Raw genomic sequence first — 12,889 nt, 5'->3', positions numbered from 1 at the left:
CGGACCCGGCGGCCGCCACCTGCCACGCCATGCGCCGCAGAGGGCAACCGCCGGGATGCCGGATAGCGAATTATCGGATATCAGTTCTTCTTGGGCTTGGAGGCCTTGCCGGAGTCCTTGGGCTCGCCGGCCTTGCCGCCTTCCTTGTCCTTGTCGTCCTTCTTGGAGGGCTTGATGTCCTTGCGCTCGATCTCCTTCATCTCGAAGGTCTCGATGACGTCGCCTTCCTGGATGTCGTTGAAGGAGCCGAGGTTGATGCCGGCCTCGTAGCCTTCCTTGACCGACTGCACGTCGTCCTTGAAACGACGCAGCGAGCTGATCTCCAGGTCGTTGACCGTGGCCACACCGTTGCGCAGGATGCGCGCCTTGGTGCCGCGCTTGACCTCGCCGTCCTGGACCATGACGCCGGCGATGTTGCCGAACTTGGAGGAGCGGAAGATCTGGCGGATCTCGGAATGGGAGGTGGTGACCTCTTCGTACTCCGGCTTGAGCATGCCCTTCAGGGCGGCCTCGATGTCCTCGATGGCCTTGTAGATGACGGAGTAGTACTTGATCTCCACGCCCTCGCGGTCGGCCAGATCGGCGACCTGGCGGTTCGGACGGACGTTGAAGCCGATGATGACGGCCTTGTCGACCGTGGCCAGGTTGACGTCGTTCTGCGTGATGGCGCCGACGCCGCGGTGGATGACCTGGATGCCGACCTCGTCGGACACCTCGATCTTCATCAGGGAATCTTCCAGCGCCTCGACGGAGCCAGAGGAATCGCCCTTGATGACGATGTTGAGCATGTCGACCTCGGACTTGGCGAACTGCTCCTTGAGGCTCTCGAGCGAGACGACCTTACGGCGCTTGGCCAGCTGGGCCGCGCGTTCGGAGGCCTGGCGCTTCTCGGCGATCTGGCGGGCGGTGCGGTCGTCAGGAGCGACCAGGAAGAGGTCGCCGGCACTCGGCACGCTGGTGAGGCCCAAGACCTGCACGGGCGCGGAGGGACCGGCCTCCTTCATCTGTTTGCCGTCCTCGTTGAGCATGGCGCGCACGCGGCCATAGGAAGTGCCGGCCACGATGGCGTCGCCCACATGGAGCGTGCCCTGCTGCACCAGCACGGTCGCCACGGCGCCGCGGCCCTTGTCGAGCCTGGCCTCGACGGTCGCGCCACGCGCGTCCATGTCGGGGTTGGCCTTCAGGTCGAGGGAGGCGTCCGCGGTCAGGAGGATCGCCTCGAGCAGCTTGTCGACGTTGGTGCCGATCTTCGCGGAGATGTCGACGAACATGGTGTCGCCGCCGTACTCCTCGGGTACCAGGCCGAACTCGGTGAGCTGGCCGCGCACCTTCTCGGGGTTCGCACCCTCGACGTCGATCTTGTTGACCGCCACCACGATCGGCACATGGGCCGCCTGCGCGTGGTTGATGGCCTCGACAGTCTGCGGCATCACGCCGTCGTCGGCCGCCACCACCAGCACGGCGATGTCGGTGAGCTCGGCGCCGCGGGCACGCATGGCGGTGAACGCCTCGTGGCCAGGGGTGTCGAGGAAGGTGATCTTGCGCTTCTGGTCCTCGAGATCGACGGTCACCTGGTAGGCGCCGATGCGCTGGGTGATGCCGCCGGCCTCGCGGGCGATGACGTTGGTCTTGCGGATGGTGTCAAGCAGGCGGGTCTTGCCGTGGTCGACGTGGCCCATGACCGTGACCACCGGGGGACGCGGCTTCAGGTCCTCGTCGTCCTGCAGTTCTTCGGCGTCAAGGTTGATGTCGAACTGCTGCAGGATCTCCTTGTCCTCCTCCTCGGCGGAGACGATCTTGATGTTCCAGCCGATCTCCTCGCCCAGGATCTGGAAGGTGGTCTCGTCGAGCGACTGGGTGGCCGTGGCCATCTCGCCCAAGTGGAACATCACCGTCACCAGCGCTGCGGGATTGACGTTGATCTTCTCGGCGAGGTCCGCCAACGTGGCGCCCTGGCGCAGCCTGATGGTCTGGCCGTTGCCGGTCGGAATGCGCACGCCGCCGATGGTAGGAGCCTTGATCTCCTGGAAATCACGACGTTTCGCGAGCCTGTTCTTGCGGGCCTTCGAGGACTTGCCGCCCTGACGGCCGAACGCGCCCGCGGTGCCTCCGCGACGTCCGCCGCGTGACGGACCGTGCGAGGGGCCGCCGCCCTGGAAGCCGCCAAAGCGGTTGCCACCGGTGCGTGCGCCGCCGCCCTGCTGGCCGGGACGGTTGTGGCCCCACTGCCCTGGGCGTGCTCCCTGGCCCTGACGCCCGTTGCGGAAGCCTCCGCGGCCGGCGCCACGGCCACCGCGGCCACGGCTGTTGTTGACCGTGGGGCGCGCCATCGGATGCGGACGCGGGATGCCGCTGGGCATGGGCACGTGCATGCCCTGCTTGCGGCTGAACGGATTGTTGCCCGGACGGGGCGTGGAGCCATGGTGCTGGCCCGGGTTCGCGGCATGCGGACGCGGCGCGCCACCGTGGTTACGCTGCTGGCCGGGCCTCATGCCCTCGCCATGGCCTCCATTGCCGTGCTGCTGGTGCTGGCCGCCGCGCGGTCCCGGCATCGCACCAGACCGACGGGACTGGCCGTGCTGGCCGCCCTGATGGCCGTTGTGCCCGGCCTGCCCCGGCTTGGCGGAGAAGGAGGGACGCTGACCCGGCTTCGGAGCCGAGCCGGAATGCCTGTTGTTGGCGGAGCCCTTCGGACCGCCGTTGCCCTTGTTGGATGCCGAACCGTTCGCGTCCCCGCCCTGTTTGGGGAAGGCGGCGCGGAGCTTGCGCACCACCGGCGCCTCGACGGTGGACGAAGCGGACTTGACGAACTCGTCCATGTCCTTGAGCTTGTTCAATACCGTCTTGCTGCTTACGCCAAACTCCTTGGCGAGTTCATATACGCGCTGTTTTGCCACTCAGTTTTCTCCTATTATTACGGCCGCGCGCATATGCGTGCGGTCAATGTCTTTTGCCGGCGAGCTTACCCTGACTCATCGTGCGACCATGATCGTGTTACCTCGTCTCCAACCGGAGCGCGGGCTCACCTTGAACCCACGCCCGGATTACCGCGTTCCAGCATACTCGTGACGCTGGATTGCGAATCACTGCTCTTTGCCCGCCAGCGACGCCTCGGCGGCCTGCTGCGCGGCGTGCGCCTCGCTGGACTCGATGCCGATCTTCCAGCCGGTCAGCTTCGCGGCGAGACGGGCGTTCTGCCCCTCCTTGCCGATGGCGAGCGAAAGCTGGTCGTCGTGGATGAAGGCGATGGCCGTCTTGTTCTTCTCGCTGACGATGTTGACGCCGGTGCACACCGCGGGCGAAAGCGCGGAGCCGACGAACTTCGCCGGGTCCTTCGACCAGTCGACGATGTCGATCTTCTCGTTGCCGAGGTTCTCCATCACCGCGCGCACGCGGGCGCCGCCGGGGCCAATCAGCGCACCCTTGGGGTTGATGCCCTCGGTGTTGGCGCGCACCGCGATCTTGGTGCGGGCGCCGGCCTCGCGGGCGATCGCCATGATCGAGACCGCGCCGGAGACTAGTTCGGGCACCTCACGCTCGAAAAGCCTGCGCACCAGCTCGGGATGCGAGCGCGAGACGACGATCTCGGGGCCCTTGAGCCCGCGGCCGACCGTGACCACGTAGACGCGCAGACGCTCGCCGTGGCGGTACCGTTCGCCCGGCACCTGCTCGCGCTTGGGCAGGATGGCCTCGACGTCGCCCACCTTGACGTGCACGTTGGCCGGATCCTTGGCGTCCTGCTGGATGACGCCGGTGATGAGCTTGCCCTTCTGGCCGGCGAAGGCGCCGAGCACACGCTCGTCCTCCGCGTCGCGGAAGAGCTGGCGGATGACCTGCCGTGCGGTGGAGGCGGCGAGACGGCCGAAATCGTGCGGCGTGTCATCGTATTCCTCACCCAGTTCGGGGCGGGGATGCGGGTCCTCCTCGGTGGGTTCCACGGGCTTCTCATCCCTGGCCCAGATGGTGAAGGTGCCGGCGCGTTCGTCGAGTTCGACGCGGGCGTGCCGTGCGGCATGCGGCGCCTTGCCATAGGCGAGGAGCAATGCTTCGGAAAGTGCGTCATCCAGGGTCTGGGAATCGATGCCCTGCTCGGACGCGAGTTGATGAATACCTGTCAGGTCCAGTTCCATGGTCGCAAGACCTCCTATATGAAATTATGCAACGAATAAAAATCCAGCGAGCGCTCTGCTCATTTAGTCATAATCAAACGATATTGTAGTGGTTTATGCAGACACATCATCGCTTTTTCGCCTCCCGCAATTTGTGGTCCAAAACGATGGCCGCGGGCGCCCTTTTCGCAGCGATGACACTCTCCCTGGGCGCGTGCTCGTCGGTGGGCATCGAGACGTCGCAGGCCCCGGGCACGGCGGCGAGCCCCTGCGACAGCGCCTATTCGGCCGCCAGGATCGACGAGCGGCTTTCGGCGCCCGGCAACCCCCTCGCCGTGCGCTATCTGGCACTCGGCAACGGCGCGGGCGCATGGAACCGAACCGCCGCGAGCTGCCCATCGCGCTTCGCCGAGGGCACCATGCGTTCGGCCCTTGCCCTGCACCTGCAGGCGGGCATCGCCCCACAGCTGCAGGCTCAGATCACGTTGCCCGACGCGGCGACGCAGAACCTCGACAACGTGGCGGCGCTCGACGTCAGCGACACCGCGCTGAAGTCCATGGCGCTGGCCGAGGACAGGGCCGGCTTCGAGACCGGCGTGCTGGCCGCGCGGCAGGTCGACGGCGCGAGCCTGGCACTGAGCGACGGGCACCGGGCTGTGGCCTCGCGGCTCATCTCCCTGCAGGCCCCGGGCGCCAAAGGCGACCCACGGCAGAAGGTCTATGACACCAGTGCCCTGCTGGCCGCCCCGAACGAGATCGACGATCCGGCCACAGGGCTCAAGACCCCGGTGCTCGCCGCCAGCGAGATGAACTGCGCGCGCGCCGAGATCGCGGCGATCGCCGATGACTCCCCCGCCGCCGCCAAGTCCGGCGCGACCGCCGGCAAGGGCTCCGACGACACCGCGCAGGTGCTGGCCAATCTGGTCATCTCACGCATCTCCCTCGCCCTGCAGAAAGGCTACCCCGCCTTCGACGCCGCGCTTTTCGACTGAGCTTGCAGTGGCGGCAACGAGGAGATGCGTTGAGCGCCGCACTCGGCACTGGCCACTCCAGCCATGCCATTCGCGTTGATCTCGCAGAGAAGAGGCTTGCGAACAGCCGTAACGACTCGGAACGCAAAAGGTCTCCGAACCAAACGATTCGGAGACCCGGCAAGCGGATGAGGCGAGATTCGAACTCGCGGAGGATTTCTCCTCACACGCTTTCGAGGCGTGCTCCTTAGACCGCTCGGACACTCATCCATCCATTGCCTTCAAAAAGGCAACTTCACAAGTATAAGGCATGATGCGGATCTCGGCAACTGTGCGTGGCGTGCCCGAAACACCAAGACGAAGACGGCGGTGTTTATCCAATAACAGCCGAAGCTAACCGCCGTCCATTCAAGTCCCAGGCGACTTGATGCGCCTCCGCCAACACAAGCCAACACCGCGCACTGACTCCTTCGTCTCCTGCTTTATATCGTCGAGACGATTCAGACTTCGGCCCCGGCAGCAATGGCCCACGTACAATCGAATGCACTCTACCTCGCGCTCGACACCGCATACCGGCATTACCGGCATCTGTCTCAGGCCACCGGAACGATCTTAGCCACAACCATGAGCCGCAGTGGGCTCATATACGACAGGATGCGACTCCGTCGATACAGGTCAACACCACACACCGGTCTCTCTGCATGTAGTTCAGATCATCAACTCGATCCGCTCCACGACCATGAACGGCGACTGGCCCGTGGCGGCACGACGACGACGCTACTGCTCCGGCAAGGTCCGGCGGGCACGGATGGACTCGGCGCGACTGGCCAGCTCGTCGTCGGCAGGATAGGACACATGCTCGAAGGTCAGACCCTTGGCGGCGATCGGCCCGGTGGATCCCTCGCGCACCGGCTCGCTCATCTTGCCGGCGAACCAGTTGAGGCTCCGACGGTGGAGGCCGACCTCGACGCAGGCGTTGACCAGGGAGCGCACCATGTTGTGCGCGAAGGCGTCGGCGACGATGGTGAAGCACAGCAGTCCGGATTCCAGCGCCGGCACCTCGTAGCCCTGATGGCCATGGGCCGTGGCTTCATCGGTTCCTCGGGAATTCCAGCCTTGCCCAACGCCAGCCGAGCCAAACATACCCATCACCGGCACCCGGCGCCAGAGTGCGCTCTTCACCTCGCGAATGGTGGTGCCTCCCGGGTTGGGCGTGGCGAAGGAGCCGAAATCGTGCAGTCCGACCGTCATCGCCGCGGCGGCGGTCATCGCCTCCATGTCGAGCCGCTCCTCCACGCCGAGCACGAATCCCCGCAAGCGCGGATCGGGCACGCACGCCCCGTCGGCGATGCGATAGACATAGGTTCGTTCCAGGGCCGAAAAGCGCGCATCGAAACCTTTCGGAGCCTCGGCAAGCCCACGCAGCGTGATGTCGCCGGGCAGCACATGGTTGAGCCGGCGGTGCAGTGCCGTGAGCGGAGGCACGTCCATGTGCCCCACGCAACGGGCGAGCGTGCCCTCCCCCACGTCGAGGTGGCAGACCTGGCCGACCGCGTGCACGCCAGTGTCGGTGCGGCCGGCGACGGTGAGGCGCAGCGGTTCGTCGGCGTCATCGGCCGGCACCCGCAGCACGGTGTGCAGCACCGACTCCACGGTGCCTTGCACGGTCCTCAGGTCCGGTTGCCTCGCCCATCCGTGGAAGCCGCCGCCGTCATATGACAGATCCATTCGTAGTCTCATCGTTGCCAGTATACGTGCCACACCGTCTTGCTCGTGCAAAGCGGTAAGACCGCAGCGGAAACCACCAGGCCAAGTACGAGGGGACGCATCCGCCCAGACCATAACATGCGTCTAAAAGCACGAAAACAGCCCCCAAACCGTGCTTTTCGACGCATTAGTCGCCGTCGTCGCGTCGAAAAGCAGAAAAGCGAACCTCAGAATCTGCTTTTCGACGCACGGGTACGCATCATCGCGTCGAAAAGCAGGAAACTCCTAATCGTGCAGAGGTAATCACAGAAATTGGGTTAAAAATGAGATTAACGCCGTATGCATGATGACAGTGCAGGGTTAATCACGGAAAACCGGTCGAAAACGTGATTATCTCCGCACATTCGCAACGATGCGGCGTCACTCACAGCGATTTCCCGAAACGCTGGCTCCCCGACTTCGCACCGGGCGCACACATACGAAAGAAGGCCGGAGACTTTCGTCCCCGACCTTCTGGCTAAGAAATCTCAGCGAGACCTAACGGCTCACTTCTCTTCCTTGTCGGCCTTCTTGGCAGCCGTCTTCTTGGCGGCGGGCTTCTTCGCAGGAGCCTTCTTGGCAGCGGGCTTCTTGGCCTTCGCTTCGGTCTTCTTGACCTCGGCGTCGTCGTCGGCCACATCGGCCTTGACTTCGGCTTCCTTGGCCTCGGCCTTGGCGGCGGAGGACTTGGCCTTGCTGGCCTTCGCCTTCTCGTCCTTGGCTTCGGTCTTCTCGACCTCGGCCTTGTCGGCGGCGACGGCGGCGGAGGCTTCCGCTTCCTTGACCACGGACTGCTTGGCGCTCACTGGCTCGGTGACGAGCTCGATGATGGCGCGCGGCGCGTTGTTGCCCTTGGACGGCGCGATCTTGACGATGCGGGTGTAGCCACCCTCACGCTGCTTCATCTGCTCGGCGATCTCGGTGAACAGCTTGTGCACGATCGACTTGTTGCGGATGACGCGCATCACGCGACGACGATGGGCCAGGTCGCCCTTCTTGGCGAAGGTGATGAGGCGCTCGGCCACCGGACGCAGGCGCTTGGCCTTCGGCAGGGTGGTGACGATGCGGCCGTGCTCGAACAGGCTGGTCGCCATGTTCGCGAGCATCAGGCGCTCATGTGCGGGGCTCGATGCGAGATGCGGCCCTTTTCTAGGTGTAGGCATTGTTACTCCTTAACGCTCCGGCTCCTCACCGTCCAGGTGGGCATACGCCCGAACATCCGAACGGTGACCGAAGCTTAAAATGAAGTTGGCGCTCACTCGTCCTCAGGCGAGAAGAAGGTGCCACCTTCAAGGTTGTTGGTATCGAAGCCCAGCGGCGAGGTCTTCAGCGAGAGGCCCATGCTCTCGAGCTTCTCCTTGACCTCATCGATCGACTTCATACCGAAATTGCGGATGTCGAGCAGATCCTGCTCGGTGTGGGAGACGAGCTCGCCAACGGTGTGGATGCCCTCGCGCTTCAGGCAGTTGTAGCTGCGCTGGGTGAGGTTCAATTCCTCGATCGGAATCGCCATCTCAGGGTTGACTTCCTCTTCGACCGGCGCGGGGCCGACCTCGACACCCTCCGCCTGCGTGTTGAGCTCGCGGCACAGGCCGAAGAGCTCGACAAGGGTGGAGCCAGCGGAAGCGACCGCGTCACGCGGCGAGATCGCCGGCTTGGTCTCCACGTCAAGGATGAGCTTGTCGAAGTCGGTGCGCTGTTCGACACGCGTCGCCTCGACCTTGTAGCTCACCTTGAGCACAGGGGAATAAATGGAATCGACCGGGATGCGGCCGATCTCGTCGTTGTCCTGCTTGTTCATCTGAGCGGGAACATATCCACGGCCACGCTCCACCGTGAACTCGATCTCGAGCTCGCCGTCATCAGCCAGGGTCGCGATATGCATATCCGGATTGGCGATGGTGACGCCGGCGGGAGGGGTGATGTCCCCCGCGGTGGCCTCGCCCTTGCCGCTTTTACGCAGATACATGACAACCGGCTCGTCGTATTCGCTGGTGAGCACGATGCCCTTGACGTTGAGCAGGATCTCGGTGACGTCCTCCTCGACGCCCTGCAGAGTGGTGAACTCATGCAAGGCACCGGAGATACGCACCGAAGTCACTGCCGCGCCCGGGATTGAACTCAACAGGGTACGACGCAGCGAATTGCCAAGCGTGTAGCCGAAACCGGGCTCCAGAGGCTCAATGACGAAACGAGAACGCTGAGGACTCAGCGATTCCTCGGTAAGTGTCGGACGCTGTGCAATAAGCACTGTGGTTATCCTTTCAGCTTCTGATCGGTGGTGCACTCACTGGATCATAAGCGGGTTGGACTTGAATGGAATGGTGAGAGTGCTTCAGACGCGGCGGCGCTTGGGAGGGCGCACACCGTTATGTGCCTGCGGGGTGACGTCGGTGATCGAACCGACCTCGAGGCCCGCGGACTGCAGGGAGCGGATGGCGGTCTCACGACCGGAACCCGGGCCCTTGACGTAGACGTCGACCTTCTTGACGCCGTGCTCCTGCGCCTTGCGGGCGGCGGACTCGGCCGCCATGCCTGCGGCGTAGGGAGTGGACTTACGAGAGCCCTTGAAACCGACATCGCCACCCGAGGCCCAGGCCACGACGGCGCCCGAGGGATCGGTGATGGAGATGATGGTGTTGTTGAATGTTGACTTGATGTGAGCCTGACCAACCGGCACCGATTTGCGGTCCCGGCGACGCGGCTTACGCGCGGCTTGCTTAGGAGCTGCCATTGATCCTCGTTTCCTTGTAACGAATTGATTACATGCGCCAGCAAGAGCATGGAACCTCGGCGGTTAGCGCGACGCCCCGTCCCTCTTGCGACCGCTACTTACTTGACGGCCTTTTTCTTTCCGGCGACCGTGCGTTTCGGGCCCTTGCGGGTGCGGGCGTTGGTCTTGGTGCGCTGACCACGCACGGGCAAGCCGTGACGGTGGCGCTGGCCTTGGTAGCAGTTGATCTGAATCTTGCGACGGATATCAGCGTCGACCTCACGACGGAGGTCGCCTTCGATCTTGTAGTTTGCCTCAAGATAGTCACGCAGCGTAATAAGCTGCTCATCGCTCAGATCCTTGACGCGCGTATCCGGGTTCACACCCGTGGCGGCAAGCGTTTCCTTCGCGCGAGTACGGCCGACACCAAAGATGTAGGTGAGGGCGATCTCGATGCGCTTCTCATTGGGGATGTCGACTCCGGCAAGACGTGCCATTGCGATTCCTTCTGTTTTCCACAGGTTTGTACCGAGTCATCCGGTCTCCCGGCCCAGGCCTGTGTACCCGGGGTTCAGCCTCGCGGCTGCGACTCAGCACCTTCTTCTTGGTCGGAGGTTTTCCGCTCAGCCTTGGCGCTGCTTGTGGCGCGGGTTGGAGCAGATCACCATGACGCGACCGTGACGACGGATCACGCGGCAATTCTCGCAGATCCTCTTCACACTAGGGCTGACCTTCATGGTTTTCCTTTGCTTGTACCTTACTTGTAACGGTACGTGATGCGCCCGCGGTTGAGATCGTAGGGGCTCATCTCCAGGACCACACGGTCCTGCGGCAGAATGCGGATGTAGTTCTTGCGCATCTTGCCGGAGATCGTGGCGAGTACGATATGCTTGTTCTCGAGTTCGACGCGGAACATCGCGTTCGGCAGTGCTTCCACTACCTGACCTTCGACCTCAATCACACCGTCTTTTGCCATGAGCCTCATTCCATCCTTTTGCGGACATCACATTGTGACGAGTCTAAAGACACGCCAACTTATAAATATACAGCAAGAGGCGACCAACGCACAACACGGCGTGTTGCGTTCTGTCGCCTCTTGTGGTATATGGGCTTTGCTCAGCCGAGCTTGGCGACGATGGCTTTGCTGATCTCGTCGATCTCGCCCTCGCCGTCGATCTCGACCAGGCAGCCGCGGTCCTTGTAGGTGTCGAGCAGAGGCGCGGTCTGCTCGTCGTAGGTCTTGAGCCTCTGTGCGATGGCCTCGGCGTTGTCGTCGGCGCGGCCCTCCTCCTCGGCGCGCTTGGCGATGCGCTTCATCAGGACGTCGCGGTCGGCGTCCAGGGCGACCACGTGGTCGAGCGGGGTGCCGAGCTCCTCGAGCATCCTGTCGAGCGCCTCGACCTGGGAGGCGTTGCGCGGGTAGCCGTCGAGGATCCAGCCGTTCTTGGCGTCATCCATGGCCAGGCGGTCCTTGACGATCTTGTTGGTCAGCTCGTCCGGCACCAGCTGGCCCTTGTCGGTGTAGCCCTTCGCCTCGATGCCCAGCGGGGTGTTGTTGCTGATGTTGTAGCGGAACATGTCGCCGGTGGAGATGTGCGGGATGCCGTAGTGCTTGGCGATCAGCTTGGCCTGGGTTCCCTTGCCGACTCCCTGCGGGCCCATAATGAGAAGACGCATGTGACTCTTTCTTTCCTTCGGTTTCATTGGCTGTACCCGTCCAGTATAGACGACCGCCTCCCGCCGGGAACGCGGATGGCCCGCCTCGCTTGCGCGGGACGGGCCATCGTGCGTTTGCTTGGTGGGCTGGCTCAGCCTTCCTTGTGTTCGCCTTCCAGCAGGAAGCCGGTGTATTGGAACTGCTCGGTCTGGGCCTTGGCCTGGCGCAGGGTGTCGAGGCCGACGCCCGCGATGATCAGGATGGTGGTGCCGCCGAAGGGCAGCTTGTTGTTGAGCTTGAGCGCCATGATGAGCACCGTCGGGATCAGCGCCACGAAGAGCAGGTAGACGGCGCCGACCGTGTTGAGCCTGTTCATCACGTAGGTGAGGTAGCGGCTGGTGGCGTTGCCGGCGCGGATGCCCGGGATGAAGCCGCCGTACTGCTTCATGTTGTCGGCGGTCTCGTCGGGGTTGAAGGTGATGGAGGTGTAGAAGAAGCAGAAGAACACAATCATGACCGAGTAGAGCGCGATGTACCAGATGGACGTCGTGTTGGCCAGGTTGGTGTTGATCCACTTGACCCACTTCTGGTCGGCCTTGCCGAACTGCGCGATCAGCGTCGGGATGGCGAGGATCGAGGAGGCGAAGATGGGCGGGATGACGCCGGACATGTTGATCTTGAGCGGCAGGTAGGTCGAGGAGCCGCCGTACATCTTGCGGCCGATCATGCGGCGGGTGTACTGCACCGGGATGCGGCGCTGCGCCAGCTCGACGAAGTCGACAAAGATGAGGATGACCAGCAGCACGCCGGTGACGATGCCGAACTTGGTCCAGTCGCCGTTCTTGCCGTTGGTGCCCCAGCCGATCTCCCAGAGCTGCGGCAGGAAGCCGGAGCAGATGGACATGAAGATCAACACCGACATGCCCTGGCCGATGCCCTTGTCGGTGATCAGCTCGGCCATCCACATGATCAGGCCGGTGCCGCCGGTCATGATCAGGACCATGACCACGAGGTTCCACACGGAGCCGTCGGGCACGACCTGGCCGCACTGGTAGTTGAACAGCGCGCCGGAGCGGGCGGTGACCAGGATGGTGGTGGACTGCAGGATCGCCAGGCCGATGGTGAGGTAACGGGTGTACTGGGTGAGCTTGGTCTCGCCGGACTGGCCCTCCTTGTGCAGGGCCTCGAAACGGGGGATGACCACGCGCAGCAGCTGGATGACGATGGACGCCGTGATGTAGGGCATCACACCGAGCGCGAAGATCGACAGCTGCAGCATGGCGCCGCCGGAGAAGAGGTTGACCAACCCCACGAAGTTCTCCTGGGTCGTCTTCATGGTGCCGACGCACTGCTGGACCACCTTGTAGTCCACACCCGGCGTCGGGATGAACGAGCCGATGCGGTAGATGATGATCATGCCGAGCACGAAGAGGATCTTATGACGAAGTTCCTTCGTCCTCAGGGCCTGGATTAACGTCCTCACCTAGATTTCCTTCCCTATTCGGCACACAAGGGGTACCGATGACAACACACACTATCAAGTAACATTAGCCCAACGCACCTACAGCGGCGCGATGGCGAAATGCGCGGGAGCGACCGCGCCGGCAATGGCCCGGATATGGTTGAGGCCCTCCCCCGTTTGCGAGGGAGGGCCTCAACCGCTTACAACCACAATCCGTTTCGCCGGCTAGGC

12 protein-coding genes and 1 tRNA gene are annotated in these 12,889 nt (G+C 63.5%); 1 reads left to right on the top strand and 12 read right to left on the bottom strand.

The genetic code is table 11. The annotated features are described in order from the left end of the window. Positions 1-80: 80 nt before the first annotated feature. Together infB and nusA are read right to left on the bottom strand one after the other, a co-directional pair. Complete coding sequence (infB, locus tag PT282_RS02095) at positions 81-2,897, bottom strand: translation initiation factor IF-2 (protein WP_374114130.1); 2,817 nt, start codon at positions 2,895-2,897, stop codon at positions 81-83. A 186-nt stretch (positions 2,898-3,083) separates the two neighbouring features. Then, positions 3,084-4,130 carry a transcription termination factor NusA gene (gene nusA / locus PT282_RS02090; protein ID WP_277167932.1) on the bottom strand — a complete coding sequence of 349 codons (1,047 nt, stop codon included), beginning with the start codon at positions 4,128-4,130 and terminating at the stop codon, positions 3,084-3,086. 173 nt (positions 4,131-4,303) lie between these two features. Here nusA and PT282_RS02085 point away from each other — a divergent pair, with 173 nt between their 5' ends. Next, positions 4,304-5,101, top strand: coding sequence for a hypothetical protein (locus PT282_RS02085; protein ID WP_277167931.1), 798 nt, complete (start codon positions 4,304-4,306; stop codon positions 5,099-5,101). 164 nt (positions 5,102-5,265) lie between these two features. Here the strand turns inward: PT282_RS02085 and PT282_RS02080 are convergent. The 10 genes from PT282_RS02080 to secY form a co-directional block, all read right to left on the bottom strand. After that, positions 5,266-5,350 (bottom strand) — tRNA-Ser (locus PT282_RS02080). 507 nt (positions 5,351-5,857) lie between these two features. Beyond that, positions 5,858-6,808, bottom strand: coding sequence for a tRNA pseudouridine(38-40) synthase TruA (locus PT282_RS02075; protein WP_277167930.1), 951 nt, complete (start codon positions 6,806-6,808; stop codon positions 5,858-5,860). A gap of 524 nt (positions 6,809-7,332) precedes the next feature. After that, a complete protein-coding gene (gene rplQ / locus PT282_RS02070) occupies positions 7,333-7,989 on the bottom strand; it encodes a 50S ribosomal protein L17 (RefSeq protein ID WP_308201362.1) in 657 nt (218 codons plus the stop codon). A 92-nt stretch (positions 7,990-8,081) separates the two neighbouring features. After that, positions 8,082-9,077, bottom strand: coding sequence for a DNA-directed RNA polymerase subunit alpha (locus PT282_RS02065; RefSeq protein WP_277167929.1), 996 nt, complete (start codon positions 9,075-9,077; stop codon positions 8,082-8,084). Between the two features lie 84 nt (positions 9,078-9,161). Then, on the bottom strand, positions 9,162-9,560 hold the full coding sequence (rpsK, locus tag PT282_RS02060) for a 30S ribosomal protein S11 (RefSeq protein ID WP_277167928.1): 399 nt from the start codon (positions 9,558-9,560) through the stop codon (positions 9,162-9,164). 98 nt (positions 9,561-9,658) lie between these two features. Continuing rightward, the gene (rpsM, locus tag PT282_RS02055; protein WP_277143870.1) at positions 9,659-10,036 is read right to left on the bottom strand and encodes a 30S ribosomal protein S13; all 378 of its coding nucleotides are present in this window, start codon (positions 10,034-10,036) and stop codon (positions 9,659-9,661) included. 126 nt (positions 10,037-10,162) lie between these two features. Beyond that, complete coding sequence (rpmJ, locus tag PT282_RS02050; protein ID WP_043164480.1) at positions 10,163-10,276, bottom strand: 50S ribosomal protein L36; 114 nt, start codon at positions 10,274-10,276, stop codon at positions 10,163-10,165. Between the two features lie 20 nt (positions 10,277-10,296). Further along, positions 10,297-10,515 (bottom strand): translation initiation factor IF-1, encoded by a 219-nt coding sequence (infA, locus tag PT282_RS02045; RefSeq protein ID WP_003808114.1) that lies wholly within the window; start codon positions 10,513-10,515, stop codon positions 10,297-10,299. Between the two features lie 140 nt (positions 10,516-10,655). Next, complete coding sequence (locus tag PT282_RS02040; RefSeq protein ID WP_277167927.1) at positions 10,656-11,216, bottom strand: adenylate kinase; 561 nt, start codon at positions 11,214-11,216, stop codon at positions 10,656-10,658. Between the two features lie 131 nt (positions 11,217-11,347). Further along, positions 11,348-12,679 (bottom strand): preprotein translocase subunit SecY, encoded by a 1,332-nt coding sequence (gene secY, locus PT282_RS02035; RefSeq protein ID WP_277167926.1) that lies wholly within the window; start codon positions 12,677-12,679, stop codon positions 11,348-11,350. Between the last annotated feature and the right edge of the window lie 210 nt (positions 12,680-12,889).

This window comes from Bifidobacterium sp. ESL0763 (genome assembly GCF_029433395.1).
Taxonomy (GTDB): domain Bacteria; phylum Actinomycetota; class Actinomycetes; order Actinomycetales; family Bifidobacteriaceae; genus Bifidobacterium.
The sequence above is the reverse complement of the archived record's forward strand: the minus strand, read 5'-3'. Positions and strand labels throughout refer to the sequence as shown.

Bases quoted from the DNA above. Each gene is read 5' to 3' on its own strand.
- nusA (WP_277167932.1), bottom strand. From the start codon at position 4,130: ATGGAACTGGACCTGACAGGTATTCATCAACTCGCGTCCGAGCAGGGC.
- PT282_RS02085 (WP_277167931.1), top strand. From the start codon at position 4,304: ATGACACTCTCCCTGGGCGCGTGCTCGTCGGTGGGCATCGAGACGTCG.
- PT282_RS02075 (WP_277167930.1), bottom strand. From the start codon at position 6,808: ATGGATCTGTCATATGACGGCGGCGGCTTCCACGGATGGGCGAGGCAA.
- rplQ (WP_308201362.1), bottom strand. From the start codon at position 7,989: ATGCCTACACCTAGAAAAGGGCCGCATCTCGCATCGAGCCCCGCACAT.
- rpsK (WP_277167928.1), bottom strand. From the start codon at position 9,560: ATGGCAGCTCCTAAGCAAGCCGCGCGTAAGCCGCGTCGCCGGGACCGC.
- rpsM (WP_277143870.1), bottom strand. From the start codon at position 10,036: ATGGCACGTCTTGCCGGAGTCGACATCCCCAATGAGAAGCGCATCGAG.
- rpmJ (WP_043164480.1), bottom strand. From the start codon at position 10,276: ATGAAGGTCAGCCCTAGTGTGAAGAGGATCTGCGAGAATTGCCGCGTG.
- infA (WP_003808114.1), bottom strand. From the start codon at position 10,515: ATGGCAAAAGACGGTGTGATTGAGGTCGAAGGTCAGGTAGTGGAAGCA.
- PT282_RS02040 (WP_277167927.1), bottom strand. From the start codon at position 11,216: ATGCGTCTTCTCATTATGGGCCCGCAGGGAGTCGGCAAGGGAACCCAG.